This window comes from Trinickia sp. (assembly GCF_051953955.1).
Classification (GTDB): domain Bacteria; phylum Pseudomonadota; class Gammaproteobacteria; order Burkholderiales; family Burkholderiaceae; genus Trinickia.
This window is the reverse complement of record NZ_JBQCIF010000048.1, coordinates 38,497-64,055: the sequence shown is the minus strand read 5'-3', so window position 1 is coordinate 64,055 and position 25,559 is coordinate 38,497. Positions and strand designations below refer to the sequence as shown.

Here is a 25,559-nt window from a genome sequence, read left to right as displayed (position 1 = left end):
CCGAGCGCTCGGCACGCGCCCCGTATCGCGCCGTTATTTGAAGCCGTGTTCGCATGCGCCATGCGGCTCGCGGCCCTACTTCGGCCATCCCGAGTCCTCTCAGGCAATTCTCCCCGCCATCGTTCCCGCTCCAGCGTGCTTGTGAAAACACAATAAGGATGCGGCGCGCCTTACCTTGCGTCGCCCGGCCGGGTTCATCCCTGCCGGGTGCGCACGGCGACGCCGCTCTGGAGCCGTTCAATGAAACGCATGTTGTTCAACGCGACGCAGCAGGAAGAACTGCGCGTCGCCATCGTCGATGGGCAAAAACTCATCGACATCGACATCGAAACCGCCGGACGCGAACAGCGCAAAGGCAATATCTACAAGGGAATCGTGACGCGCATCGAGCCCTCGCTCGAAGCGTGCTTCGTCAACTACGGGGAAGACCGCCACGGCTTCCTGCCGTTCAAGGAAGTCGCCCGCCAGTACTTCAAGGAAGGCGTCGACATGCGCTCCGCGCGCATTCAAGACGCCTTGCGCGAGGGTCAAGAGCTCATCGTTCAGGTCGAAAAGGAAGAACGCGGCAACAAGGGCGCGGCCCTGACGACCTTCATCTCGCTCGCCGGCCGCTATCTCGTGCTGATGCCGAACAACCCGCGCGGCGGCGGCGTCTCGCGTCGCATCGAGGGCGACGATCGCCAAGAGCTGCGCGAAACGATGTCGCAGCTGCAACTGCCCGACGGCATGAGCATCATCGCGCGCACGGCCGGCATCGGCCGCAGTGCCGAAGAGCTCCAGTGGGATCTGAACTACCTGATGCAGCTATGGCGCGCGATCGAAGCCGCCTCGCAAAGCGGCCAGACCGGCCAGCCGATGCTGATTTATCTGGAATCGAGCCTCGTCATTCGCGCGATTCGGGACTACTTCCAGCCCGATATCGGCGAAATCCTCATCGACACCACCGAAATCCACGATCAGGCGCGCGCCTTCATGGATATCGTGATGCCGGACAACGTGGGCAAGGTCAAGCGCTACCACGACGACGTTCCGCTCTTCTCGCGGTTCCAGATCGAACATCAGATCGAAACCGCCTATTCGCGCACGGTGCCCCTGCCCTCGGGCGGTGCGATCGTCATCGATCACACCGAAGCCCTCGTCGCCATCGACGTCAACTCGGCACGCGCCACGAAAGGCGCGGACATCGAGGAAACGGCCACGCGCACGAATCTCGAAGCCGCCGACGAAGTCGCCCGCCAGTTGCGCCTGCGCGACCTCGGCGGCCTGATCGTGATCGATTTTATCGACATGGAATCGGCCAAGAGCCAGCGCGAAGTCGAGCAGCGCCTGAAAGACGCGCTCAAGCACGACCGCGCGCGCGTGCAGATGGGCAAGATCTCGCGCTTCGGCCTGATGGAGCTCTCGCGCCAGCGCCTGCGCCCCGCCCTGTCCGAAGGCAGCCACGTGACCTGCCCGCGCTGCAACGGAACGGGCCACATCCGCGATACGGAATCGTCCGCGCTGCAAGTGCTGCGGATCATTCAAGAAGAGGCGATGAAGGAAAACACCGCGGCGATCCACTGCCAGGTGCCGGTCGAAGTCACCGCTTTCCTGCTCAACGAAAAACGCCAGGAAATCAACAAGATCGAGTCGCGCTTCAAGGTCGGGGTCGTGCTCATTCCGAACAAGCATCTCGATACGCCGCATTACAAGCTCGAGCGCCTGCGCCACGACGATTCGCGCCTCGACGAACCCCGCGCCTCGTGGAAGATGGCCGAGGAAGCCGCGCGCGAGCTCGAATCGGAGACGGCCTACAGCAAGCGCGCCGAAGACGTGAAGCCGAAACAGGAAGCGGCCGTCAAGGGCATCACGCCCGAGCGGCCCGCGCCGAGCGCACCGGTGCGCCCGCAAGCCGCGGCCACGCCGGTACCGAGCACGGCCGCTGCCGCCCCGAGCACGGGCGGATTCTTCGGCTGGATCAAGAGCCTGTTCGGCGGCGGCCCCGCCGCGCCGGCGCCGGCTCCCGAGCCGGGCGCGCCGGCACGCCCGGCGCGTGCGGAACGCGGCGAGCGCCAGGAGCGCACGGGCGAGCGCAATCGCAACCGCCGCGGTGCCGGTGGCCGTGAAGGCGGCGCGCGCAGCGAATCCGCCGTGGGCGGACGCGCGGGCCAGCAGCCGTCGCAGCGCCCGCCGCGCGAGCAGCGCGAGGGCCGGGAAGGTAAGGAAGGCCGCGAGGGTCGCGAAAGCCGCGCCGATACGCGCGAGCGCGGGCAGGAACGAGCCGAAGCACTCGAAACCGCAACGCGTGGTGAGCGCCCGGAGCGGCGTGAACGCGGCGAGCGTCCCGAACGCGGCGAGCGCGGCGAGCGTCAGGAACGGGCCGAGCGTCCCGAACGCGGTGAACGCCGCAAGCCGCAGGCAGAAGTAGCCGCTGAAGCGGCCGCACACGTCGAAGCGCAAACGGCAGAAGGCACGGTGACCGGCGGCGTTCCGACCCCCGAGCAGGAAATCGCCGCACGCGACGGTGAAGAGCGTCGTCGCCGCCGTCGCGGCCGTCGCGGTGGCCGTCGCGAGCGCGAGGAAGAAGGCGTGAACGCAACGCTGGCTGCCGACGTCGCCGAAGCCGAAGGTTCCGTTGCGGCCGTATCGCCGCAGTCCGCGCCGGCTGTCGAGACAGACGAGCCGCATGAACGAGCGCCCGTTGCCGAGGCCGCAGCCGCGCCGCAAGCCGCGGCTCGCACCGAGGACGTCGTCGTGACGCCGGTGCCGGCACATACGCCGGTTGCAACGCCGCTGCCCGAGGCACCGGCGGTTGCGTCGGTCGCTCCGGCCGCGTCGCCCGCTCCGGCCGCACCCATTGCACCGCCGCCCGTACCTGCGGCACCGCTCGTGCCAGCCCCGAGCGAAGCCGTCGCAGCACCGGCCGATGAGCCGCGAGCCGTGCCGGCCGCCCCCGCGGCGCCCGCGCCGCTCGCGGCCGAGCCCGAGTCGGCACTGACGCACGCGATCGAGGCGGCGCCGTCGCCGGCCCCGGCCGTCGAGGCCACGCCGGTCGGGTCGGCAGAGCCGGTTGCAAGCACCGCATCGGCTCCCGTGGAAGCGGCCAGTGCAGTGACGGAAGTGGGACATCGACCGACGGTGATCGAAGCCGCGGCTACGCCTCGCCCGCGGGTGAACGGCCTGTCGGCCGCCGATCTGCAGCCGATGCTCGAATCGGCGGGCCTCGTCTGGGTGGCCACCGATGCCGAAAAGCTGCGCGCTGCGCACGAAGCCGCCGCGCAAATGCCGGCCCCGGTGCGCGTGCCGCGAGAGCGCAAGCCGCTGCCGCCGGTCGATCAAGCGCCGATGCAGCAAGTCGAAACGCGCAAGGACGTTTGAACCGCCTGCGCTGCCTCGGGCACCGCAGATGCCCGGCAGTGCGACGAGCCCGCCCACCGTGGCGGGCTTTTTTTCGTCCGTTTTCTGCCATCCGTCACGTTTTTGGCGTTATCCGCATCATCAGGCGGGCAATGCCCGCCGCCTTCGAGACGTTCGGATAGAATGGGCTTCTGCCCGCTTCTTGCTTCGTCATGTCTCGTCGCATCATTCCCGTCGCCGATGTCAGCGCGATACCCGACATCGCCGGCGCGCCGCTCCCCGCGCGCGGGACGCTCGCCGATGCGCTCGAGCGGCCGCTGCGCGATCTGCGCATCTCGGTCACCGATCGCTGCAACTTCCGCTGCGTCTATTGCATGCCGCGCGCCGTGTTCGGCAAGGACTACCCGTTCTTGCCGCACAGCGCGCTGCTGACATTCGAGGAGATCGAACGGCTCGCGCGCGTGTTCGTCGCCCACGGCGTGGAAAAAATCCGCCTGACTGGTGGCGAGCCGCTGCTGCGCAAGGACATCGAACGTCTGATCGAGCGGCTGGCCGCGCTGACCACGCCCGACGGCCGCGCCCTCGACTTGACGTTGACGACGAACGGCTCGCTGCTCGAGCGCAAGGCGCGCAGCCTCAAGGAAGCGGGATTGACCCGCGTGACGGTGAGCCTCGACGCGCTCGACGACGCGCTCTTCAAACGCATGAACGACGCCGATTTCGCCCCAGGCGCCGTGCTGGATGGCATCGAGGCCGCCCAAGCGGCGGGGCTTGCGCCGCTCAAAGTCAACATGGTCGTCAAGCGCGGCACGAACGACGGCGAAATCGTGCCGATGGCGCGCCGCTTCAAAGGCACGGGGGCCGTTCTTCGGTTCATCGAATACATGGATGTGGGCACCTCGAACGGCTGGAACATGACGGAAGTGCTCCCGTCGGCGGACGTCGTCGCGCGCATCGCCGAGCATTTCCCGCTCATGCCGCTCGAAGCGCACACGCCCTCCGAGACGGCGCAGCGCTGGGGCTACGCCGATGGCAGCGGCGAGATCGGCGTCATCTCGAGCGTCACGCGCGCCTTTTGCGGCACCTGTACGCGTGCGCGGCTGTCGACGGAGGGCAAGCTCTATCTCTGCCTGTTCGCGTCGGCGGGGCACGACTTGCGCGCCCTCGCGCGTGGCGGCGCGACCGACGACGAGATCGCGACGGCCATCAGCCGAATCTGGCAAGCGCGGGGAGACCGTTATTCGCAATTGCGCGGCAGCGCCGCCGATGCGGCACGCAGCGGCCATGCGCGCGTCGAGATGTCGTACATCGGCGGCTAACGCCGCCCTCCCCACCTGATCGATCGATGGATCCCCGCTCGCGCTCTCGCATCACCGGCCTCGTTCTGGCGGGCGGCCGCGGCACGCGCATGGGTGGACTCGACAAGGGCCTGCAGCCATTGGCCGGCGAGCCGCTCGCGTTGCACGTCGCCAGGCGCCTCACCGCGCAAGCCGGCGCCCTGCTGATCAGCGCGAATCGTCATTTGGACGAATACGCGAGGCTCGGCGCGGCGTTCGGCGCGCGTGTCGTCCAAGATGCGTCCGGCGATTTTCCCGGGCCGCTGGCCGGACTGTTGGCCGGGCTGCGCGCGGCGCAGACCGAACTGGTCTTGTGCGCGCCCTGCGATACGCCGGCCTTGCCGAACGACCTGGCGGACCGGCTTCTCGCCGCGCTCGAAGCCGAGCAGGCCGATGCCGCCGTTGCGGCGACCGTCGACGCCAGAGGGCAGGTCGTACTTCATCCCGTCGTCGCACTGGTACGCACCGCGCTCGCCGACGATCTCGCCACCTATCTGGATGCCGGGGAACGCCGGGTTCGCTCGTGGTACGCGCGCCACAAGCACGTCGAAGTGCGGTTTGGCGACGAGCGCGCGTTTTACAATGCCAACTCTTTGCACGAACTCGCCGATCTCGAACAGACGCTCGACGCTCGCCCCGGGCGCGACAGATAGATAGATCGGCCGGGGCGCGAGATGCCGGGCCGTCGGCGTGCGCTGCATCCGCATGTTTCTCGGCGCGCTGCGCCCATCTTCGATGACGATCTCCAACGACACCTCCGGTCAAGCTGCCTCGCTCGCTCAGAATCCGCTTCGCGTCGATGCGGCACGCGCCATCATTCGGGCGGCGGTCAGACCCGTTGCGGCCGTCGAGCACGTCGCCCTGCGCTCGGCACTGAATCGCGTGCTCGCCGTCGACATCGTGTCCCCCATCGACGTCCCCGCGCACGACAATGCCGCGATGGACGGTTACGCCTTCGCCGGCGCCGTGCTGTCGAACGCAGGTGCCGCGGCGGCTCGCGCACCGCTCTCGCTCGCCGTGGTAGGGGAAGCGCGCGCCGGCCACCCGTTCGAGCGAGCCTGCGGCCCGCTCGAATGCGTTCGCATCATGACAGGCGCGCCGATGCCCGCCGGTTGCGATACGGTCGTGCCGCAAGAACTCGTGACGCGCAAGGATTCCCACGTCGAATTCGACGCGCAAAATGTCGCGCCCGGCGCGAATTGCCGCCGCGCCGGAGAAGACCTTGCCCGCGGCCGTGCCGCGCTGGACGCGGGCCGCATCGTCCGCTCGGCCGACCTCGGCTTGCTCGCGTCGCTCGGTGTCGCCGAAGTACCCGTGCGCCGGCGCGTGCGCGTCGCGTTCTTCTCGACGGGCGACGAACTGCGCTCGGTCGGGGAGCCGCTCGACGCAGGCTGTGTGTACGACAGCAACCGCTACACGCTCTACGCGATGCTCGAGCGCATGAACGTCGACGTGGACGTGCTCGATCTGGGCGTGATCCGCGACGAGCCGAGCGCGATCGAAGCCGCGCTGCGTTCGGCCGCCGCCAGTGCCGACGTCGTGCTGACATCCGGCGGCGTGTCCGTAGGCGATGCCGACTTCACTGCACGCATGACGGCAACGCTCGGAGATGTCGCCTTCTGGCAACTCGCGATGCGCCCCGGCCGGCCGCTCGCATTTGGCCGCTTATCGGCGGCGGCGCCGGGCTCGAGCGAAGGCGGCGCGCTGTTTTTCGGGCTGCCGGGCAATCCCGTGGCCGTGATGGTGTCGTTTTATCAGTTCGTGCGCGATGCGCTCATCGCAATGTCGGGCGCGAACGCCGCGGGGCCGCTACAATTTGCGGCCGCGAGCAGCACACCGATCAAAAAGCGGCCGGGGCGCACCGAATTCCTGCGCGCCGTAGCGATGCGCGATGCGGCGGGCCAATGGAGCGTCACGCCCACCCCCGCGCAAGGATCGGGCGTGCTGAGCTCCATGAGCCGTGCCAACTGCTTCATCGTGCTGGCTCACGAGCAAGGCGACGTCGCGGCCGGTACGCCTGTCGACATCATGCCCTTCGAGGGGCTCATTTGACCGGCGCGCAGATTCGCCGCCGATTCGATTCTCCAGATAGCAAATAGCAGATAGCACACCGTCTCTCATCGAGGCTTCGACCATGAAAAAACAAATCCTATCGATCGCGCCGGGACAGACCGCAAAGGCGCTCATCCTCGTCTACGTCATTTTCAGCACGCCGATCGTTTTGCTCGGCACGCTCGTGACCTATCTGCGCCAAGGGTCGGTGGAAATCGGCACGATCTTCTTCAGTGCGCTGCTGCTGAACGCCATCCTCGGCTTCGTATTGCTCTGGATCGCCTGCCACGTCTACAACTGGGTGGCCGACCGTTTCGGCGGAATCGAAATAGTCTTGTCCGACGCCCCCGAGGAAGCCTAACGTCATGGCCGACGTCATTCGCAACGCCACGCCGCACGATGTGACCGGCCTGCTCGGCCTGACGCGGGAACTGGCCGAATACGAGAAGCTCACGCACTTGTTCGTCGCCACCGAAGACACACTGCGCGAGGCGCTGTTCGGCGCTCGTCCGGCTGTGGAAGCGCTCGTCGCGGAACGCGACGGCAAGTTGGTCGGGTACGCGCTCTATTTCCACAATTTTTCGACGTTTCTGAGCCGCCGCGGGCTTTACCTCGAAGACCTCTACGTGCAGCCCGCGCTGCGCGGCAGCGGGCTCGGAACGGCACTGCTGCGCCGGGTCGCGGCGATCGCCGTCGAGCGCCAGTGCGGACGCTTCGAGTGGTCCGTTCTCGACTGGAATCAGAATGCGATCGACTTCTACACGAAGATGGGGGCCACCGTGCTGCCCGATTGGCGCATCGTGCGCATCACCGACGCCGCACTGAATCGGCTCGCGGGCGCAACGAGCTGAGGTGCCACGGCTATTTTGCGCCGCACTCCCCGCGCTCCCATAGCGCGCGAATCGCGGCAATGCCATGGGCACCGGCTTCGCGCGCCTGCTCGAGCGTCGCGAGGCTCATGCCGCCGAGCGCGTAGACGGGAGCATTGCCGAGCGCCGCGAGCTCGCGAAACCGCAGCCACCCCAATGGCTCGGCCGTAGTATGCGTGGCAGTTGGCAACACGGGGGAAATAGTGACGAAGTCTGCCCCGATCCGGTTCGCATGCAGCACTTGCGCCTCGTCGTGACACGCCGCCGACATTAAGAATTCCGCCGGCAACGGCCTAGAGCCGCATGCCATCAGCCGCGTGCTCGTCAGATGCACGCCATCCGCTTGCAGCGACCGCGCCATATCGGCCGGCGCGTTCAGCAGCAATCGCGCCTCGTGGCGCCGGCAGCACGCCAATGCCTGTTCAGCCAACTGGGCATATTGCAAAGCAGTCAGCGTTTTGGCACGCAGTTGAACCAATCGGATGCCGCTTTCCAAAGCTCGTTCCAAGCGTCCGACGAATTCGGCGAAGGGCCTATCGGCCGGCGGCTCCGGCGTGACGAGATAGGTCTGCGGCAGGTCGATCGGCTGTGCCATCGAAACTCTCCCAATATGCATGAGGGAAGACAGGGCCGCGTGGCCGCGTTCGGATGCGACGACGCCGGCCGCGTTCGCCCGGGACTCGCCAGCGCTCAAGCCTCCGGCTCCTGCCCCGCCGAGGAAGCGTCGCCGAGCCACCCTTGCGTTTGCTCTCCAGGCAGCGCCTCGACTTGCCGCAGCTTCGTACTCATGACCCGCGTGCGACGCTCGGCCGCCTCGATCGAGCGCGTCACCGTTTCGAGCTGAGATTTCGTCTTGGCCAAAACGTCGCCGAACTTGCCGAACTCGGTCTTCACCGCACCGAGCACCTGCCATACTTCGCTGGACCGCTTCTCGATCGCGAGCGTGCGAAAACCCATCTGCAAGCTGTTCAAGAGCGCCGTCAGGGTCGTGGGACCCGCTATCGTGACGCGGTAGTCGCGCTGCAATTGATCGCTGAGCCCCGGGCGGCGCAGCACCTCGGCATAAAGCCCTTCCGTCGGCAAGAACAGCAACGCGAAATCGGTCGTGTGGGGCGGCGCCACGTACTTCTCGGCGATCGTGCGAGCCTCGGCGCGCACGCGCGCTTCCAAAGCACGCGACGCCTCTTCGACGGCGGCCGGATCGGCCCGCTCCTGGGCGTCGATCAAGCGTTCGTAGTCCTCCCGCGGAAACTTCGCGTCGATCGGCAGCCAGACGGGCACGGCCGTGCTCTGCGCATGGCTTGTGCCGCCCTCGCTCCGCCCGGGCAGCTTGATCGCGAATTCGACGCGCTCCGCGCTCTGGGGCACCGTTGCAACGTTCTTCGCGTACTGATCGGGCGTCAGCATCTGCTCGAGCAATGCCTCGAGCTGCACTTCTCCCCATGTGCCGCGCGTCTTCACGTTCGTCAGGACCTTCTTCAGATCGCCGACGCCGGCTGCCAGCGACTGCATTTCACCAAGGCCGCGGTGCACCTGCTCGAGCCGGTCCGAAACGAGCTTGAACGACTCGCCGAGCCGCTGCTCGAGCGTCGCGTGGAGCTTCTCATCCACCGTGCGGCGCATTTCCTCGAGCTTCGTCGCATTGTTCGCTTCGATATCCTTGAGCCGCGCCTCGAGCGTCGCCCGCACTTCGGCGAAGCGCCGGTCGTTCGCCTCGACGAGCTGCGCGAGTTGCTGTGCCAGCGTGTCGCCGAAGCGCTTGAGCGCGGCCGCTTGCTCGTCGCGCGATTCGTGCGCATGCCGTTGCAGGCTGTCGCGCATCGCATCGAGCTGAGCGGCGTTCGTTTCCGTCAATTGCGCGAGACGCTTGGCGAAGCCGTCGATCTGCTGGTTCTGCACAGTGGCCACGCTCGTCAATTGCGCGGCGAGCGTCTGCTGGAATTGCGCGAGACCACCGCCGAGCTCGGCACGGGACAAGCGCGACGTTTCGGCCAACTCGCCGCGCAGCTCGCGTTCGAGCCGCTCGTAGGCGCGCGCCTGCGTTTGCCCGGCCGTCTCGATGCATTCACCGAGCTCGGCGACGGCGGTGCGATCGTTCGCGTGGCTCGCGCTTCGGATCGCCATGGCGAGCGCGATCGCCAACAGCACAACGGCAACGACGAGCGCCGCGATGAGGATCGTCGTCATGAGCGCGGGCGGCCCAGCACTTCGGGATTGATCGGATTGGGCGGCTGCCCCGCGCGCGGCCCCATGCCAAGAGCGGCAATGAGATTGTCGGCCGCGAGGTTGGCCATCGCCCGGCGCGTGGATTCGGTCGCACTGGCAATATGCGGGGTGAGCACGACGCTCGGCGCCGTCAGCAGCCGCGGGTGTACGCTCGGCTCGCCCTCGAACACGTCGAGCCCCGCCGCGGCGAGGCGGCGTTCATGCAGCGCATCGGCCAGCGCGGCATCGTCGACGATGCCGCCGCGGGCGATATTCGTGAGCGTCGCCGTCGACTTCATCAGCGCGAGCTCGGCCGCGCCGATCGTATGGTGGCTTTGCGCCGTATAGGGCACCACGAGCACGACGTGATCGGCTTGCCGCAGCAAGTCTTCCTTGGCCAGATACTGCGCGCCGAGCTCGGCCTCGATTTGCGGCGCCACGCGCGAGCGGTTGTGGTACAGGACGCGCATCGAAAAGCCGCGAGCACGACGAGCGAGCGCCTGCCCGATGCGGCCCATGCCGATGATGCCGAGCGTCGTGCCGTAGACATCGGCGCTGAGGAAGCCGTCGTAGCGCCAAGCGCCCCACTTGCCGGCGCGCAGCCAATGCTCGCTTTCCGTGACGCGCCGCGCCGCCGCCATCATCAGCGCCCAGCCGAAGTCGGCCGTCGCTTCATTGAGGACGTCGGGCGTATTGGTCGCGATCACGTTGGCCGCGTTGAACGCGTCGATGTCGAAGTTGTTGTACCCCACGGCCATGTTCGCTACCGCGCGCAGCCGCGGGGCCACCGCGAAAATCGCCGCGCCGATCGGGTCGCCCGCCGTCAGCGCACCGTCCTTGTCGGCGAGCCGCCCTGCGAGCTCGTCGGGCGCCAGCGCGGGCCCGTCGTTCCAGTCGACGTCGAAGTACTGCTTCAGGCGCTCGACCACGTCGGGAAAGATCGGACGCGCGACGAGAATCTTCTGCATGGTGTCCTTCCTTGATTAAAAAAACAGGCAGGTCGTGAGCAAGAACAACGGGACGAGGACGGCTGCCGACCATGCGAGGTACCCGAAAAAGCTCGGCATGCGCACGCCCCGCGACTCCACGATCGCCTTGACCATGAAGTTCGGCGCATTGCCGATGTAGCTGTTCGCGCCCATGAAAACGGCACCTGCCGAAATGGCGGCCAGTGTCGACGCCCCGGCGTTCATCAACGCGTGCGCATCGCCGCCCACGAGATTGAAGAACACGAGGTACGTCGGTGCGTTATCGAGAAACGACGACAGGATACCCGTCGCCCAGAAATACATCGCGTCGATCGGCTGACCGTTGCTGCCGGTCACGAGATGCAGCACCGAGGCGAACGCACCGTCCTCGCCGGCCCGCAGCATCATGACCACCGGCGCAATCGTGATGAAGATCGCGCCGAAGAGCTTCGCCACTTCCTCGATCGGCGCCCATGTAAAGGCGTTGCCGGTGCGCGCCGTGCGCGGCGTGATCACGAGCGAGACGAGCGTGAGCACGACGAGCGACGCATCGCGCACGACGTCCTGTAGCGCCAGATGCGCGCCGAGCACGTTGAAAGCGATGCCCGGCTTCCATAGCCCGCTCATCAGGACGAGCCCGATGACGACGGCGAGCAGCGCGAAGTTTCGCTTGCCTTCGATGACGATGCCGATGGCCTCCGGCGCCCTGTCGCGATCGGGCGCTCCCGCTTCGCCGGGGCGACGGTAATAGTACGCGTCCAGCGCATAGAACACGGCCAGCAGCACGGCGCACACGAACAGCATCGGCAGCGCGAGATGACGCGTCGTCCAAAAGAAGCTCACGCCGTTCAGGAAGCCGAGGAACAGCGGCGGATCGCCGAGCGGGGAAAGCGACCCACCCACGTTCGCCACGAGAAAAATGAAGAAGACGAAGACGTGGACGATGTGCCTGCGATTCTCGTTTGCGCGCAAGAGCGGCCGGATCAGCAGCATCGCGGCTCCCGTGGTGCCCATGATGCTCGCCAGGGCGGTGCCGAGCGCGAGCAGCGCCGCATTGACGCGCGGCGAGCCATGCAGCGCGCCGCGCACGCAGATGCCGCCGGCGACCGTATAGAGCGCCGTCAGCAAAACGATGAACGGCACATATTCAGCGACGACCGCATGGGCGAATGCATCGGCAGCCGCCGCGGCACCGAACGCATAGCCGAACGGTGCAAGAAACGCGATCGCCCACGCAGCTGCGATCTTGCCGAAATGGCGATGCCAGAACGCCGGCGCGATCAACGGAAACAACGCAATCGAAAGCAGTATCCCGACGAACGGAATGGCCCACTGCGGGCCGAGCGCCGCGCCGTCGGGCATGACGGATGCAGCGGAAGCAGCCGATGCGGCCGAGGACCACCCGGCGACGGTCAATGCCAATGCACTCGCCGCCACCTTGCGCACGCAGGCGGCTCGTTTTCCAATCATGAACTTCCCTCTTGGTTCGTTGCAGTGCAGGCGATCGCGCGGCTCAAGCGCCGCGCACGACGATCACATGGACGCGATACGGGCCGTGTGCGCCGAGCACGATCGTTTGCTCGATATCGCCCGTGCGCGAAGGCCCCGAGACGAAATTCACGGCACGCGGCAGTTCCCCGCCGCCCTCGGCACGCATCAGCGCGAACGCCTCCTCGTGCCCGGCCACGATGCGCGAAGCGGGTACGACGGCGATATGCGTCTCGGGCAAAAGCGCCATCGACGCTTCGGTTTCGGGCCCCGACAGCAGCACGAGCGAGCCGGTCTCGGCCGTCGCGCAAAAGCACCCCGTCATGCCCACGAGATCGTCGTTCTCCGGCTTGCGGAACTCGACGGCGAGACCGGCCTGCTCCCACGGCAATGCTCGCAGCGCGGCCCATGCGACGGCCTGCGGTGCGGCGCCGAGCTGCGTCAAATAGCGTACCGCGGCAGCCGGGACCTCATCGAGCGATTCCACGAGTTCGACGGTGCTCGCCATGAGCCGCGCTTCGTCGACGAAACGTGCCGTGAGCCCTTCGCGATCGGACGGGAGCTCGGGACGCGGGCCCGGCGGATGCCGCGCGAGGTAATCGGCGACGGCCTCGCGCTCGCCCGGCTCGGGTTGCGCCGAGCGGCCCGCCGCCGCGCGGATTCGAGCGAGTATGTTGCGCCGCGCCGCCGATGTATCCATCGCGTTCACCATCAAGAGCCGAATGAATGGCCGATTATACGGGCCTTCTTTTTTGGGATACATCGCCCGTCCGGCCTGATACCGTGCCTCAGTCGGGGCCGTCGTCGGCCGGCGTTTCGATCCCGAAAACCTGCCGCAGATAAGCGAGATAAGCCTTGTCGTCGCACATGTTCTTGCCCGGCGAATCGGACAGCTTCGCGACAGGCTGCCCGTTGCAGCGGACCATCTTGATGACGATCTGCAACGGGCTGTAGCCGAGGTCGTTCGTTAGATTCGTGCCGACGCCGAACGCGAGCCGGCAACGACCCCGGAAACGCTCGTAGAGCTGCAGCACTTTCGGGATGTCGAGTGCGTCGGAGAACACGAGCACCTTGGTGCGCGGATCGCAGCGATTCTCCTCGTAGTGGCGCAGCAACTGCTCGCCCCACTCGAACGGATCGCCGGAATCGTGGCGCGCACCGTCGAACAGCTTGCAAAAGTACATGTCGAAGTCGTTCAAGAACGCCTTCATGCCGTAGACGTCCGACAACGCGATGCCGAGGTCGCCGCGGTACTCCTTCGCCCAATGCTCGAAGCCGTACGTCTGCGAATCGCGCAGGCGCGGGCCGAGCGCCTGGCAAGCTTGCAGATACTCGTGCGCCATCGTGCCGAGCGGCGTGAGGCCGTGCTTCTTCGCGTAGAACACGTTGCTCGTGCCGGCGAACTGCTCGCCGATGCCGTCCATCAGCGTGAGGATCACTTCCTCGTGCCAGCGTTTCGAGAAGCGCCGGCGCGTACCGTAATCGGCGATCTTGCAATCGGCGAATTCGGGCCGGGCGCCGAGCAGCGCGATCTTCTCGGACAGGCGCTCGCGGCCGATCGCGTAGTCGGGCTGCCGCTGCGTATTGCGGAAGTACACCTCGTTGACGATCGCGAGCACGGGGATCTCGAACAAGATCGTGTGCAGCCAGGGGCCTTTGATCGAGATGTCGATCTCGCCGTTGCCCTTGGGCGACGCCTCGATCGAAATGTACTTCTCGTTCAAATGAAACAGCGCGAGGAAATCGATGAAATCGCTCTTGATGAAGCGCATCGCGCGCAGGTACTCGAGCTCGTCGTCGGCGAAGTACAGGTTGCACAGCTGACGCACCTCGTCGCGGATTTCCTCGACATAGGGCGTGAGATCCACGTTCGGCGTGCGGCAACGGAAGCGATACTCCACGGCCGCCGCCGGAAACTGATGCAGAACGACCTGCATCATCGTGAACTTGTAGAGATCCGTATCGAGCAGCGAAGTGATGATCATGGTTTCGGCTAAAGCGCGCAATGAGGCGGCGCCTGGGCCGCCCGTCTCCGAGGATTCGCCGCATGTTACCCCAATGACGGCGCAAGGCGTGCGGGCCGTGCAGCGACCCGGGCACGATACGGGCCCGCGGCTCATAAACTAATCACGAATCGATCTAAACGACGCGAAGCCCCTCGGCACATCGTGGCGAGGACGTTCAGTTACAATACGCCGTTTGATGATTCGCATTTTCCCCAGATACCTGCAGGAGTTTGAATGACTCACGTTGTGACCGAAAGCTGCATCAAATGCCGCTATACCGACTGCGTCGACGTCTGCCCGGTGGACTGCTTTCGCGAAGGTCCCAACTTCCTCGCGATCGACCCCGATGAATGCATCGACTGTGCCGTGTGCGTCGCCGAATGTCCGGTGAATGCGATCTACGCCGAGGAAGACGTGCCCGGCGATCAGCAGCAGTTCACGGCGCTGAACGCGGAACTCGCGAAGGCGTGGCCCAGCATCACGAAAACGAAGTCGCCGCTGCCCGAAGCCGACGAGTTCAAGGATATCCAGGACAAGCTGCAGTACCTCGAGCGCTGACGAGACCTGGCGGCACGCCCACGCGTCGCGCTCGCTGACGCGCTGACACGCGCTGACGGCCAGCGCCGGTTTCGCCCGTCTCGCGCGTTCGGCGCGTTCGGCGCGTTCGGCACGAAACGAACCCTAGGGTATTGACAGGGCGAGAGCCGGTACATAAAATCTCGCTTCTCTGCTGTTGTTGTTCCCCGATAGCTCAGTCGGTAGAGCGCCGGACTGTTAATCCGTAGGTCCCTGGTTCGAGCCCAGGTCGGGGAGCCAAAGAATGAATGGAAAAGCCCGTTCGTCATAACGGGCTTTTTTACGCGGGCTTTTTACGCAGTAGCCGCGCAATAGTCGCGGCCGCGCGATAGCCGCGCGCCGTTTTCACCGTAGCACGTTGTTCCCCGATAGCTCAGTCGGTAGAGCGCCGGACTGTTAATCCGTAGGTCCCTGGTTCGAGCCCAGGTCGGGGAGCCAAAGCTTCAGCCAAAGAAGGGCCCGTCGTTCGATCGACGGGCCCTTTTTGCATTCGAGGGCCGCCCGGCGGGCATCGGCAGCACATCGGCCGTTGGGCTCAGCGGCCGGCAGCGAGCCGTTGTGATACCTTCACCTCCGGTACCCGCCCCGCGTGCGCCGCACGGCCTCGGCCTGGCGCTTCGCGGCCGGGCGACTCCTCGCGCAAACGCACCATCGCCAGCTTGCCATGAGCCTCATTCCGCTTTCGCCGCTCTCCATCGTCACCGCCGCGTGCTTCTCGCTCGCCTGCGCCGCCTCGCCCGCGCATGCCGAGGAAATCGGCAGCGTCAATACGAACTTCCATATCACGGGCTCCGATCGCGTCGTCGTGGAGGCCTACGACGATCCGAACGTCGCCGGGGTCACCTGTTTCGTGTCCCGCGCGCGCACGGGCGGAATCAAGGGCACGCTCGGCATCGCCGAGGATCCGACCGAAGCGTCGATCGCCTGCCGCCAAGTCGGCCCGATCAAGTTCGACGGCCCGCTCAAGCGTCAGGCCGACGTCTTTTCCGAGCGCATGTCGCTGATCTTCAAGACGCTTCACGTCGTGCGCATCGTCGATGCGAAACGCAATGCGCTCGTCTATCTGACGTACAGCGATCGTGTCGTCTCGGGCAGCGCCAAAAACAGCGTGAGCGCCGTGCCGATGCCGGCCGGCACGACCATCCCGCTGCGCTGACGCGCGCCGTCCGCCTACGCCACGCGCCTTCGATGCCCATCATGGACGAGCCCCGCTTCCGCGATTGCGCGCGCTACTGGCGCTCGCCGCTCGTGCCCGGCGCCGACATGCTCACGGCCGAATACCGCGAGCACGAGTTCTCGCCGCATTGGCATGAAGCCTATGCCGTCCCCGTCATCGAGGCCGGCGCGGAAATGTTCTCGTATCAGGGCGGCCACTACGTGGCAGAGGCCGGCACCGTGCCCGTCATCAACCCCGGCGAGGTCCATACCGGATCGCGCGCGATGGAAGTGGGCTGGCGCTACCGCGTCTTCTACCTTCCCGTCGATTTCATGGCGGCCCTCGCGGGCGAGATCGCCTCCGCGCCGCAGCCGATGCCGTGGTTTCCGGCCGACGTCATCCGCGATCCCGATCTCGCGATCCGCGTCGCGCGCGCGCATCGGTTGCTCGAGGGCATCACGGGCGCCCGAGACGGTGGCGCCTTGCGCGGCGATCCGCTCGCTGCCGAAACGGCCCTGATCGACGCCATGTCGGCGTTGATCGCGCGCCATGCGTTGCGCCATCCCGAAGCGCGCCCGACGAACATCGATCCGCCGCGCGTCGCGTTGATGAAGGAACGGCTCGCGGCCGATCTGACCGCGCCGCTGAGCCTGAGCGAGCTGGCCGCGGACGTAGGCCTGTCGGCGTTCCACGCGGCTCGGCTGTTCACGCAAGCCACGCGCATGCCGCCGCACGCGTGGCGCAATCAGCTGCGGCTGCAGCGCGCGCTGGGGCCGCTGCGCGAAGGCGTCGCCGTGGCCGACGTGGCCGCAGCCTGCGGCTTCACCGATCAAAGTCACTTCACGCGGCACTTCCGGCGCATGTTCGGCGTCCCGCCGGGCCGGTGGCAGGCGGGCGACGGCATCCGCTGAGCCGTGCCCCGATGTTGCCCCGGTGCTTCCGCGATCCGATGCCTCGAAGATCCGGCCGCGCATCGGCAAACGGCGCCGGAACGCGTCCGTCGCAGCCGGCCGAAAGCAAGAACGTACAAGCGCTGCGCGGCAAGCGGACGCTATCCTGCCTGCAGGAGGACTTCCCCTTGAAACCGCGCATTCCGCTCAACGAATTCATCGACGGCGCCCGCGACACGATTCCGATGATGGTCGGCGCCGCTCCGTTCGGCGTCATCTTCGGCACGCTCGTCACCGCGGGCCCGCTGAGCCCCTGGCATGGCCAACTCATGTCGCTCGCCGTCTTCGCCGGCTCCTCGCAGTTCATCGCGCTGGGGCTGATCTCGGCGCATGCGAGCTTCCTCGTCGTATGGGCCACCACGCTGATCGTGAACCTGCGTCACGTGCTCTACAGCGCGACGCTGGCCCCCTACGTGTCGCGCCTGCCCGTGCGCTGGCGGCTGGCGCTCGGCGGCTTGCTGACTGACGAAGTGTTCGCCGTCGCCTACGCTCACTATCGCCATGCGCCGCCCGGGCGAATCGGGCCGCATTACTTCCTCGGTTCGGGCGTCGCCATGTACGTGAATTGGCAGCTTTGGACCCTGGCCGGGCTCCTGTTCGGCGCAGCCTTCCCGCGGCTGCAGTCGCTCGGGCTCGATTTCGCGATGGTTGCCACCTTCATTGCGATCGTCGTGCCGCAACTCGTCTCGCTGCGCTACGTCGCATCGGCCGCCACGGCGGGCGTCGTCGCCCTAGCCTGCGCCGGCTTGCCGTACAAGCTCGGCCTGCTGGCCGCCGTGGCGGCCGGAGTCGCCGTCGGCGTCGTGTTGTCCAAGCCCTGGGCGACCAGTGGCGGCACCGGCCGCGGCCGTTCCGGTTCGCAGGCCGACGGTGCCGAGCAGCGCGGCCGAGCCGAACGCGCCACAAGCGCCGAAGACGTCGAGCGCTCAGCCGTCGCGCATACCGGTCGCACCGCGGAGATCGCGCCATGAGCTACGTCGTCCTGATCCTCGGCATGGCGGTCGTCACGTTCCTCATCCGATCGACGGTATTTCTGCTCGGCGAGCGCATCGTGTTCCCGCCGCTCGTGCGCACGGCGCTTGGTTTCGTCCCCGTGACGGTCCTCACGGCCATCATCGTCCCGATGGCCGTCACGCCCCATGGTGGTGCACCCGAGATCACCTGGCGCAACCCACAGCTCGTAGGCGCGCTCGCCGCCTGCGCGGTCTCGGCCGCGACGCGCAGGCCCCTCCTCACCATCGCCGTCGGGCTCGCGGTATTTTTCGCCTGGCAAGGCTGGGTGGTGCGCTAGCCCCGGCCCGGCCCCGCGCTCGGCAGCGATACGGGGCGGGGGCCTGCCCCCAAATAGTCCGACGACATCGGAAACTGGCCCTCAAGTTCTGCGCTCGCTCGCCGTTATTCAGACGAAGCGCGTTTTTTGGCCGCGCGGCGCAGGGGCGCGCCGGCGCCCGGCGTCGGTAGCGGTCCGAAACGCGCGTGCAAAAACCGTAAAAGCGCCGGCCAGCGAGCGGATTGCCCAGTATTTGGGGTGCCGTGCCGGCTCGACCGTCGGGTGCCTGGGCGAACGCCGCCGGGACACCTTGCGAAGGACGCGCGACCAGGACAAGCCATGGGTCAAATCACCCTTTCCCTTCGAGAAGAGACGATCGCTTCGCTGCAGAAGGACTTCGACGCCTTCATGCGCGTATCGCTCAAGCTCGACCCCCAATTCGCGACGCCTTCGTTCGAGGACTTCCTGCGAGCGAAGCTGCTCGACAACATGGTCCCGCTGACGGAGCATGCCGTGCAGCGCATGCTTCAAGGTGGCCAGTACGCCTGGGCGAAGCGCACGCTGGAGAAGGAGTTCCCGGACGTCGTGGCGATCCTGATGCGTCAAGCCGAGGAGTTCGGCTTCAGCTTCGCGGTGCGCTCGGAATGGACGTCCGAGGAAGTGGCGAAGGCCGCCCGCGAATGGGCGAGCGCGATCGTCAAGGAAGCCGGCGGCGAGGATGCGCTCGTCGATCCGCTCGCCGCGCAGATCAAGTCGACGGTACGCGACATTCAATCGCTCGAAGAAAAAATGCAAACGCCGGCCTGGCGGCTCGCGGAATCGCTGCGTCAGCGCGTCTACGAGGCGAAGATCGCCTGCGAGACGAGCGTCGGCAGCTCGGCGCGCGAAAAACTCGGCGAATTGCGCGGATTGCTGAAGCTCGGCCTCGCGCACGGCTCGTTCCAAAAACAGGAAGCGCAACAGATCATGGAGTATCTGCGGCTGCTCAAGCCCGAGATCTTCGTCGAAGAACCCTACGACATCTTCACGCGCATGGCCGCTTGGATGCGCAGCTTCTTCATGCCGCCGGCCCGTCCGGCGCAGCCCCGCGCCGCCGAGCCGCGCCGCCCCCGCTGAACGCGGCGGGTCAATCCCACATCGCCTTGAGCTGCGCGGCGATATCGACGCGCGCCTTCGCCGCGGCGGCCAACCCCGCCGCCGTGGGCGGCGCGACGCTCGCTATGCGCGGCCACGCCTGCACATCGAACAGCCCGAGCAGCGGCTCGGGGATGAACCGCGTGCGCGATGCCCAGACGTGGCGGTCGCCTAGCGCGCTCTGGTTGTGCACGTAAAAGCGCTGCGGGATGACGATGTGCAGATCTTCCTTGGCCCGCGTCATCGCAACGTACAGCAGGCGCCGCTCCTCTTCGATCTCGTCTTGGCTGCCCGTGCCGAGATCGGACGGAATGCAGCCGTCGACGCCGTTGAGCACGAACACGTTGCGCCACTCCTGCCCCTTGGCCGAGTGGATCGTCGAGAGAATGAGGTAGTCCTCGTCGACGAGCGGCACCCCCGATTCGCCGCTCGTCGCATCGGGCGGGTCGAGCGTCAGCTCGGTCAGGAAACGCTCGCGCGTCGGGAATGTGGCGGCCAAGCTTTCCATTTGGAGGATGTCGGCGTGACGCATGGCCGCATCTTCATGATTGCGCTCGAGATGGGGCTCGTACCAGCGGCGCACTTGCTCGAATTGCGCCGGCCACGCGGTGCGCGCGGCACCGACTTCGTCCATCAATGCCGTGAACGCAGGCCAATCGGCCGCGGCGCGCGGCGGCGGCGCATACGCACCGAGCGCGGCCGGCAGCAGGCCGGCCTCGGCGACGGCGTCGAGCACTCGGCCGGCCGTCGCCGGACCGATGCCCGGCATCAGTTGCAAGACACGGAATCCCGCCACGCGGTCGCGTGGGTTTTGCGCCCACCGGAGCACCGCAAGCACGTCCTTTACGTGCACCGAATCCAGAAAGCGCAGGCCGCCGAATTTGACGAACGGAATATTGCGCCGCGCGAGTTCGAGCTCGAGCGCAGCGCTGTGATGCGCGGCGCGAAACAGCACGGCTTGCGCCTTGAGCGCCGTCCCCGCCTCGCGCGCTTCGAGCACCATTTCGACGACATAGCGCGCCTGCTCGACCTCGCCCGCGACCGTCACGAGCCTGGGGCGCTGCGCCGAGTCGCGATCGGTCCATAAGTCCTTCGTAAAGCGCTCCGCCGCCAATCCGATCACGGCGTTCGACGCCGCGAGAATCGGCGCCGTCGAACGGTAGTTCCGTTCGAGCGTGACGCGCGCGGCGCTAGGCGTGAAATGCGCTGGGAAATCGAGGATGTTGCGCACGGTCGCCCCGCGGAACGAATAGATCGACTGCGCATCGTCGCCGACCACCGTGAGCCCGCGCCCATCAGGTTTCATCGCGAGCAGGATCGTCGCCTGCAAGCGGTTGGTGTCTTGATATTCATCGACGAGGACATGGTCGAAGCGCTGCCCGAGATCGGCGGCAATCGACGGTTCGGCGGCCATCCGCGACCAGTACAGCAGCAAATCGTCGTAGTCGAGAACGTTCTGCGCTTGCTTGGCCGCGACGTAGCCGGCGAACAGCGCCCGTAAATCGGCCTCCCATTCGCGACACCATGGAAACGCCTGTTCGAGCACGTGAGGCAACGTCGCTCCCGTGTTGACCACGCGCGAATAGATTGCGAGGCAAGTGCCCTTGACGGGAAAGCGGCGCTCCTTCGCCGACAAACCGATCTCATGACGCACCACGTTCATGAGATCGGCGCAGTCTTCGCGGTCGTTGATCGTAAACGCGGGGGACACCCCGATCGAGTCCGCATATTCGCGCAGCAGGCGCGCGCCGACGCCGTGGAACGTGCCGGACCAGGTCAGCGCCTGTACCAGATCGGCACGCGTGCCGAGCGCTTGCGCGGCGATCCGCGTTGCGCGCCGCGTCATGTCCTGCGCCGCGCGCCGCGAGAACGTGAGCAGCAGCACACGCCGTGGATCGGCGCCCTGCACGAGCAGGTGCGCCACGCGATGCGCGAGCGTATTGGTCTTGCCCGAGCCCGCGCCGGCGATGACGAGCAGCGGCGCACCCGGATTCGCGCGCTCGCCGACGCCATGCACGACGGCAGCGCGCTGCGCCTCGTTCAGTTTCTCGAGGTACGGGACGGGCGGCACGGCACACACCGGCTCGGCTGCGGCAGAAATTGGGGACACGGGAATGAGCAATCGTTCGAACTGACGCGCGCCGGCAATCTCAATGAACGTGGCCGGCGCCGCGCATACTGTATAGCCATACAGGGTCACGCCGCAAGTACCGGGCGGCCCGAACGCGTTCATGCGGGTACTTTGATCGGATCTCCCGCGTGGCTTATGATGCCTGCCCTAGTCGCTTTCGCGCCGCATGCCGGCGCCGCTCATCGCCATGGCCAATCTCAATTTCACGCTCACGGGCGATTACGTCGAACTACACAATTTGCTCAAGCTGATGGGCCTGGCCGACAGCGGCGGCTCGGCGAAGGCGCTCGTTGCGGCGGGCGAAGTGAGGGTCGACGGTCAAATCGAGCTGCGCAAGACCTGCAAGATCCGCGCGGGGCAAGTCGTCATGCTCGGCGATACGCGCATCGCCGTTCACGAGCCGGGCTGAAGCACGGGCAGGCGCCAGGCATCCGATCTCGAAAATTGCACCCGCCGCCCTGCCCCGCAGCGCCCAGCACACTATTCGCGGCAGCGCAGACCATCGACAGGCAAGCGCCGAAGCAATAAGCTCTTTTCTTTCCGACAAAACAACGAGGGCCGCATGCGCTGAATGCGCCGATGCGCCGCCCGTTGCGCCTCGCTCGCTTCGCCATGCCAGAGTCCACTGTTACGAGGGCCGCCGCCGCGCCGGCCCCGCCACCGCTTTCTCGCCACGCAGCCGACACGGCTCGCCTGGCCGCCCCGCTCGCCATCGCGCAGCTGTCGCAGATGGCGATGGGCGTCACCGACACGATCCTGCTCGGCTCGTTGAGCGCCGACGCGCTCGCCGCAGGCGGCCTCGGCGCGGGGATTTTCTTCGTCATCGTCACGCTGCTGCAAGGCGTGCTGACTTCCGTGAGCGTCACGGTCGCCAATGCGCGCGGCGCGCAAGCCGAGCATCGCGTGCCGCACATCTACTGGACGGGGCTCGCACTGTCGGTGCTGCTTGCGGTCCCGGCCTTCGTGCTGCTCTCGTTCGCCCAGCCGATCCTGCTCGCATTCGGCGAACCGGCCACGCTCGCGCACGACGTCGGCGCCTACACGGGCGTGCTGCGTTTCGCCTCGCTCGGCAGCCTGATCGGCGTCGGCATGATGCGCGCGTTCCTGCCGGCCATCGGCGCGGCGAAGCGCCTGCTATGGGTCTCCCTCGTCGGCGTGGTATTCAACGGCGTGCTGAACTACGGGCTCATTCACGGCGCCTGGGGGCTGCCGCGGCTCGGCATGCTGGGCTCGGCCACCGCCACGACCGTCACGATCTGGCTCAGCACCATCGCGCTCGTCGCGCTGTTGCACGGGCGCCCGCGCTACAAGCACTTCGTGGTCGCCAAGCGCCCCACCATGCCGCTCATGAGCGAGTTGTTCTCGATCGGCTGGCCCGTGGCGATCACGTACGGCGTGGAATCGATGCTGTTTCTCTGCACCGGCCTGTTCATCGGACTCATGGGTGAAAAGCCGCTGGCTGCTCACCAGGTCGCGCTGAGCGTGAGCTCCGTGACGTTCATGGTGCCGCTCGCCATCGGGCAAGCGGCCAACGTGCGCGTCGGCTATTGGATCGGCGCCGGCAATCGCATTGCCGCACGTCACGCCGGCTTCGTCGCGCTCGGGCTCGGCGTCGCCTACATGTCGATGACGGGGCTGCTGTTCATCGTCGCCCCGCACACCATCGTCGGCCTCTATCTGAACATCGTCGGCCTCTATCTGAAGCTCGACGATCCGGCCAACGCGCAGACGATCTCGATCGCGGCATCGCTGCTTCGCGTGGCGGCATTGTTCCAGATCGTCGACGGCATGCAGACGATCGGCTCGGGCTGCCTGCGCGGACTCAAAGATACGCGCGTGCCCATGCTCGCCGCTGCGTTCGGCTACTGGGCCGTCGGCTTTCCCACCGGATATCTGCTCGCGTTTCACGCCGGCTATGGGCCACGCGGCCTCTGGTGGGGGCTCGCGGCTGGCCTCGCAAGCGTCGCCGTGCTGATGACCGCACGGTTCGAGCGCCGCACGCGGCTGCCGGCCAGAGCCTAGTGCCCTGAGTCGGTTTTCGTTTCGTTTTCAATAAGCAAAGCAATCTTTATTGGTTGGCGGGTGCGCGTCATCCGCCTAGGATCGTTACGGACTCTTCTGACAGGGTATTGGGCCCGCGCATTCGGCGGGCCGTTTTTTGTCGAATACGCCATGCGTAGTGCGTGATGCCACGATGTGCGCACGCAGCATGCGCGCCCGCATGCTTGACGAGTAATCAGCGCCGGCTTCTCATAGAATGCGGTAATGAGATAACGAGTGCCGCGCGAGCCCCCTAGGGCTCGATCAGGCCGGTCCGTCAGCGAAGGAAGAGTCCGACGTGTTCGATGAGCAATGGCGGCGGCCCTGGGCCGCTCGGCGTCAACCGCTGTGGCGCGGGCAGATCCCGCGTGTCGATGCGGCCCGCATCGGGCGCTGGCTCGCGCTCGTCTTTCTGGGCTGCTTGGCCGCCGCATGCGCAACGTTGCCGCCGGCCACTTCGCTGAACCGCCCTGCCACCCACGCGCTGGCCGACCCGGGCGCGACACCGCTCGGCCAGGCCCTCGCGCCGCTCGTGGCGGCACACGAAGGACAATCGGGCTTTCGGCTGCTGACCGACGGCACCGACGCGCTGCAAATGCGGATCGCGCTCGCCCGCGCGGCCACCAAGACGCTCGATCTGCAGTACTACATCGCGGCCGAGGATACGACCGGGCGGTTGCTGCTCGCTGCCGCGCTTTATGCGGCCGATCGCGGCGTGCGAGTCCGAATGCTCGTCGACGACCTGAACTTCGACGACACGCGGCGTTTGATGGCCGCGCTTTCGACTCATCCTGACATCGAGGTGCGCATCTTCAACCCGTTCGGCACCACGCGCCCGAGCGTCTTTACCCGCACCGAAACGTTTCTGACCCGCATCGATCGCTTCACCCACCGCATGCACAACAAAGCGATGATCGCCGACGACGAAGTGGCGATCGTCGGCGGCCGCAATCTCGGCGACGAGTACTTCAGCGCAAGCCCCAAGTTGCAGTTCCGCGATCTTGACGTCGTCGCCGCGGGCCCGATCGTCGAGGACGTCTCGAAGAGCTTCGACGCATTTTGGAACAGCGCGGGCGCCTATCCATTGAGCGCGGTCGACAAGAAGAACTACGCCGCGGGCGACCTGAAAGCCGCGCGTGCGGAATTGCGTGCGCATTGGAAGGCGCAGGCCCAGGCCGTCGGCGCAAAACCGCTGCGCGCCGCACCGCTCTGGCAGCAAATCGCCCAGCAGCAAATGGGGCTCATCTGGGCGCACGCGACGTTCAGTGTCGATTCGCCGCTCAAGATCACCGCCCCGGACGACGACTACCGCAGCCCGCCGATGCACAAGCTCGCCGAACTGCTCCGCGGCGCACAGCACGAGGTCTTGCTTCTCTCGCCCTACTTCGTGCCGCACGATGCCGGCGTCAAGCTGCTTTCGGAACTCACGCACCGCGGCGTGCGCGTGGCCGTCGTCACGAACTCGATGGCATCGACCGATGCCGTCGCCGTGCAAGCCGGCTACAACCCCTATCGCATTCCTTTGCTGAAAGCGGGCGTCGAACTGTACGAGTTCCAGCCGCTGCAGCGAGAGCATTCGCGCTTTTTCGGAGGCTCGGAATCGCGCGCGAGCCTCCATGCCAAAGCTTATGTCATCGACCGGCGGACACTCGTCATCGGGTCGCTGAACTTCGATCCACGTTCCGCGCACCTGAACAGCGAGCTCGCGCTCGTCATCGACAGCCCGGCGATAGCGGGCCAAGTGGCGGGCCTCATCGAGCAGTCGATGTCGCCGAGCGTAAGCTATCGCGTGCGTCTGGCCACGCCGAACGAGCAAGCGCAGGCCCGCGCGCTCGGCGAACCGGATTCGGGCCTCGTCTGGACCGGCGAGGAACGGCACGGCGATGGGCCGCCGCATCCGCACACCTGGACGCTCGACCCCGAAGCCGGGTTCGTACGCAATTTGCTCACAGGTCTATTCTCGTTGTTGCCGATCGACTCGCAACTTTAGGCGCACGCGCAGATCGCGCCCGGGCCGAACCCCCGCTTTTACATTTTTTCG

21 protein-coding genes, 2 tRNA genes and 1 pseudogene are annotated in these 25,559 nt (G+C 66.6%); 17 read left to right on the top strand and 7 right to left on the bottom strand.

Annotated features, from left to right (window positions below; all coding sequences use genetic code 11):
• The first annotated feature begins 240 nt into the window (after positions 1 to 240).
• The 6 genes from ACTHNZ_RS09415 to ACTHNZ_RS09390 all read left to right on the top strand — a co-directional run bounded on the left by ACTHNZ_RS09415 (position 241) and on the right by ACTHNZ_RS09390 (position 7,576).
• Entirely contained in the window at positions 241 to 3,357 is a 3,117-nt protein-coding gene (locus ACTHNZ_RS09415) for an Rne/Rng family ribonuclease (protein ID WP_440542233.1), read from the top strand.
• Positions 3,358 to 3,548: 191 nt separating this feature from the next.
• Positions 3,549 to 4,655 carry a GTP 3',8-cyclase MoaA gene (gene moaA / locus ACTHNZ_RS09410; RefSeq protein ID WP_440542232.1) on the top strand — a complete coding sequence of 369 codons (1,107 nt, stop codon included), beginning with the start codon at positions 3,549 to 3,551 and terminating at the stop codon, positions 4,653 to 4,655.
• A gap of 26 nt (positions 4,656 to 4,681) precedes the next feature.
• Positions 4,682 to 5,326 (top strand): molybdenum cofactor guanylyltransferase MobA, encoded by a 645-nt coding sequence (gene mobA, locus ACTHNZ_RS09405; RefSeq protein WP_440542231.1) that lies wholly within the window; start codon positions 4,682 to 4,684, stop codon positions 5,324 to 5,326.
• 82 nt (positions 5,327 to 5,408) lie between these two features.
• Positions 5,409 to 6,725, top strand: a complete 1,317-nt coding sequence (gene moeA / locus ACTHNZ_RS09400) for a molybdopterin molybdotransferase MoeA (protein WP_440542230.1) — start codon at positions 5,409 to 5,411, stop codon at positions 6,723 to 6,725.
• Between the two features lie 82 nt (positions 6,726 to 6,807).
• Positions 6,808 to 7,086 (top strand): hypothetical protein, encoded by a 279-nt coding sequence (locus tag ACTHNZ_RS09395; protein WP_115535509.1) that lies wholly within the window; start codon positions 6,808 to 6,810, stop codon positions 7,084 to 7,086.
• A 4-nt stretch (positions 7,087 to 7,090) separates the two neighbouring features.
• Positions 7,091 to 7,576 (top strand): N-acetyltransferase family protein, encoded by a 486-nt coding sequence (locus ACTHNZ_RS09390; protein ID WP_440542229.1) that lies wholly within the window; start codon positions 7,091 to 7,093, stop codon positions 7,574 to 7,576.
• A gap of 10 nt (positions 7,577 to 7,586) precedes the next feature.
• On the opposite strand, the gene ACTHNZ_RS09385 is transcribed toward ACTHNZ_RS09390, so the two are convergent.
• The 6 genes from ACTHNZ_RS09385 to pncB all read right to left on the bottom strand — a co-directional run bounded on the left by ACTHNZ_RS09385 (position 7,587) and on the right by pncB (position 14,240).
• Entirely contained in the window at positions 7,587 to 8,189 is a 603-nt protein-coding gene (locus ACTHNZ_RS09385) for a thiamine phosphate synthase (protein ID WP_440542228.1), read from the bottom strand.
• 95 nt (positions 8,190 to 8,284) lie between these two features.
• Positions 8,285 to 9,781 carry a DNA recombination protein RmuC gene (gene rmuC / locus ACTHNZ_RS09380; RefSeq protein WP_440542227.1) on the bottom strand — a complete coding sequence of 499 codons (1,497 nt, stop codon included), beginning with the start codon at positions 9,779 to 9,781 and terminating at the stop codon, positions 8,285 to 8,287.
• A complete protein-coding gene (locus ACTHNZ_RS09375) occupies positions 9,778 to 10,767 on the bottom strand; it encodes a 2-hydroxyacid dehydrogenase (protein ID WP_440542226.1) in 990 nt (329 codons plus the stop codon). The genes rmuC and ACTHNZ_RS09375 overlap by 4 nt, the downstream gene beginning before the upstream one ends.
• Before the next feature lie 15 nt (positions 10,768 to 10,782).
• A complete protein-coding gene (locus ACTHNZ_RS09370; RefSeq protein ID WP_440542237.1) occupies positions 10,783 to 12,129 on the bottom strand; it encodes a sodium:proton antiporter in 1,347 nt (448 codons plus the stop codon).
• A 151-nt stretch (positions 12,130 to 12,280) separates the two neighbouring features.
• Complete coding sequence (locus ACTHNZ_RS09365; RefSeq protein WP_440542225.1) at positions 12,281 to 12,955, bottom strand: LutC/YkgG family protein; 675 nt, start codon at positions 12,953 to 12,955, stop codon at positions 12,281 to 12,283.
• An 88-nt stretch (positions 12,956 to 13,043) separates the two neighbouring features.
• On the bottom strand, positions 13,044 to 14,240 hold the full coding sequence (pncB, locus tag ACTHNZ_RS09360; RefSeq protein WP_440542224.1) for a nicotinate phosphoribosyltransferase: 1,197 nt from the start codon (positions 14,238 to 14,240) through the stop codon (positions 13,044 to 13,046).
• Between the two features lie 255 nt (positions 14,241 to 14,495).
• On the opposite strand from pncB, the gene fdxA reads away from it, so the two are divergent.
• The 8 genes and pseudogenes from fdxA to ACTHNZ_RS09320 all read left to right on the top strand — a co-directional run bounded on the left by fdxA (position 14,496) and on the right by ACTHNZ_RS09320 (position 19,329).
• Entirely contained in the window at positions 14,496 to 14,819 is a 324-nt protein-coding gene (gene fdxA, locus ACTHNZ_RS09355) for a ferredoxin FdxA (RefSeq protein WP_440542223.1), read from the top strand.
• 182 nt (positions 14,820 to 15,001) lie between these two features.
• Positions 15,002 to 15,077 (top strand) — tRNA-Asn (locus tag ACTHNZ_RS09350).
• A gap of 122 nt (positions 15,078 to 15,199) precedes the next feature.
• A tRNA-Asn gene (locus tag ACTHNZ_RS09345) sits at positions 15,200 to 15,275 on the top strand.
• A gap of 226 nt (positions 15,276 to 15,501) precedes the next feature.
• Entirely contained in the window at positions 15,502 to 15,993 is a 492-nt protein-coding gene (locus ACTHNZ_RS09340) for a CreA family protein (protein WP_440542222.1), read from the top strand.
• A gap of 41 nt (positions 15,994 to 16,034) precedes the next feature.
• Complete coding sequence (locus tag ACTHNZ_RS09335) at positions 16,035 to 16,904, top strand: helix-turn-helix domain-containing protein (protein WP_440542221.1); 870 nt, start codon at positions 16,035 to 16,037, stop codon at positions 16,902 to 16,904.
• 38 nt (positions 16,905 to 16,942) lie between these two features.
• A pseudogene (locus ACTHNZ_RS09330) lies at positions 16,943 to 17,788 on the top strand (AzlC family ABC transporter permease); the annotation flags it as partial.
• Positions 17,789 to 17,910: 122 nt separating this feature from the next.
• On the top strand, positions 17,911 to 18,234 hold the full coding sequence (locus ACTHNZ_RS09325) for an AzlD domain-containing protein (protein ID WP_440542220.1): 324 nt from the start codon (positions 17,911 to 17,913) through the stop codon (positions 18,232 to 18,234).
• Between the two features lie 318 nt (positions 18,235 to 18,552).
• Complete coding sequence (locus tag ACTHNZ_RS09320) at positions 18,553 to 19,329, top strand: DUF4088 family protein (RefSeq protein ID WP_440542219.1); 777 nt, start codon at positions 18,553 to 18,555, stop codon at positions 19,327 to 19,329.
• A 10-nt stretch (positions 19,330 to 19,339) separates the two neighbouring features.
• Here the strand turns inward: ACTHNZ_RS09320 and ACTHNZ_RS09315 are convergent, their stop codons facing one another.
• The gene (locus ACTHNZ_RS09315) at positions 19,340 to 21,580 is read right to left on the bottom strand and encodes an ATP-dependent helicase (RefSeq protein WP_440542218.1); all 2,241 of its coding nucleotides are present in this window, start codon (positions 21,578 to 21,580) and stop codon (positions 19,340 to 19,342) included.
• An 85-nt stretch (positions 21,581 to 21,665) separates the two neighbouring features.
• Here ACTHNZ_RS09315 and ACTHNZ_RS09310 point away from each other — a divergent pair, with 85 nt between their 5' ends.
• The 3 genes from ACTHNZ_RS09310 to ACTHNZ_RS09300 all read left to right on the top strand — a co-directional run bounded on the left by ACTHNZ_RS09310 (position 21,666) and on the right by ACTHNZ_RS09300 (position 25,508).
• The gene (locus tag ACTHNZ_RS09310; protein ID WP_440542217.1) at positions 21,666 to 21,887 is read left to right on the top strand and encodes an RNA-binding S4 domain-containing protein; all 222 of its coding nucleotides are present in this window, start codon (positions 21,666 to 21,668) and stop codon (positions 21,885 to 21,887) included.
• A 203-nt stretch (positions 21,888 to 22,090) separates the two neighbouring features.
• Complete coding sequence (locus tag ACTHNZ_RS09305) at positions 22,091 to 23,500, top strand: MATE family efflux transporter (RefSeq protein ID WP_440542216.1); 1,410 nt, start codon at positions 22,091 to 22,093, stop codon at positions 23,498 to 23,500.
• A 379-nt stretch (positions 23,501 to 23,879) separates the two neighbouring features.
• Positions 23,880 to 25,508 carry a phospholipase D family protein gene (locus tag ACTHNZ_RS09300; RefSeq protein ID WP_440542236.1) on the top strand — a complete coding sequence of 543 codons (1,629 nt, stop codon included), beginning with the start codon at positions 23,880 to 23,882 and terminating at the stop codon, positions 25,506 to 25,508.
• Positions 25,509 to 25,559 lie beyond the last annotated feature (51 nt).

Excerpts from the sequence above, each read along its gene's own strand:
- ACTHNZ_RS09335 (WP_440542221.1), top strand. The coding sequence starts at position 16,035 with ATGGACGAGCCCCGCTTCCGCGATTGCGCGCGCTACTGGCGCTCGCCG.
- ACTHNZ_RS09375 (WP_440542226.1), bottom strand. The coding sequence starts at position 10,767 with ATGCAGAAGATTCTCGTCGCGCGTCCGATCTTTCCCGACGTGGTCGAG.
- pncB (WP_440542224.1), bottom strand. The coding sequence starts at position 14,240 with ATGATCATCACTTCGCTGCTCGATACGGATCTCTACAAGTTCACGATG.
- ACTHNZ_RS09315 (WP_440542218.1), bottom strand. The coding sequence starts at position 21,580 with ATGAACGCGTTCGGGCCGCCCGGTACTTGCGGCGTGACCCTGTATGGC.
- ACTHNZ_RS09305 (WP_440542216.1), top strand. The coding sequence starts at position 22,091 with ATGCCAGAGTCCACTGTTACGAGGGCCGCCGCCGCGCCGGCCCCGCCA.
- ACTHNZ_RS09385 (WP_440542228.1), bottom strand. The coding sequence starts at position 8,189 with ATGGCACAGCCGATCGACCTGCCGCAGACCTATCTCGTCACGCCGGAG.
- ACTHNZ_RS09390 (WP_440542229.1), top strand. The coding sequence starts at position 7,091 with ATGGCCGACGTCATTCGCAACGCCACGCCGCACGATGTGACCGGCCTG.
- ACTHNZ_RS09320 (WP_440542219.1), top strand. The coding sequence starts at position 18,553 with ATGGGTCAAATCACCCTTTCCCTTCGAGAAGAGACGATCGCTTCGCTG.
- moeA (WP_440542230.1), top strand. The coding sequence starts at position 5,409 with ATGACGATCTCCAACGACACCTCCGGTCAAGCTGCCTCGCTCGCTCAG.
- ACTHNZ_RS09365 (WP_440542225.1), bottom strand. The coding sequence starts at position 12,955 with ATGGATACATCGGCGGCGCGGCGCAACATACTCGCTCGAATCCGCGCG.
- mobA (WP_440542231.1), top strand. The coding sequence starts at position 4,682 with ATGGATCCCCGCTCGCGCTCTCGCATCACCGGCCTCGTTCTGGCGGGC.
- ACTHNZ_RS09395 (WP_115535509.1), top strand. The coding sequence starts at position 6,808 with ATGAAAAAACAAATCCTATCGATCGCGCCGGGACAGACCGCAAAGGCG.
- ACTHNZ_RS09340 (WP_440542222.1), top strand. The coding sequence starts at position 15,502 with ATGAGCCTCATTCCGCTTTCGCCGCTCTCCATCGTCACCGCCGCGTGC.
- ACTHNZ_RS09325 (WP_440542220.1), top strand. The coding sequence starts at position 17,911 with ATGAGCTACGTCGTCCTGATCCTCGGCATGGCGGTCGTCACGTTCCTC.
- fdxA (WP_440542223.1), top strand. The coding sequence starts at position 14,496 with ATGACTCACGTTGTGACCGAAAGCTGCATCAAATGCCGCTATACCGAC.
- ACTHNZ_RS09370 (WP_440542237.1), bottom strand. The coding sequence starts at position 12,129 with ATGCCCGACGGCGCGGCGCTCGGCCCGCAGTGGGCCATTCCGTTCGTC.
- rmuC (WP_440542227.1), bottom strand. The coding sequence starts at position 9,781 with ATGACGACGATCCTCATCGCGGCGCTCGTCGTTGCCGTTGTGCTGTTG.
- ACTHNZ_RS09310 (WP_440542217.1), top strand. The coding sequence starts at position 21,666 with ATGGCCAATCTCAATTTCACGCTCACGGGCGATTACGTCGAACTACAC.
- ACTHNZ_RS09415 (WP_440542233.1), top strand. The coding sequence starts at position 241 with ATGAAACGCATGTTGTTCAACGCGACGCAGCAGGAAGAACTGCGCGTC.
- moaA (WP_440542232.1), top strand. The coding sequence starts at position 3,549 with ATGTCTCGTCGCATCATTCCCGTCGCCGATGTCAGCGCGATACCCGAC.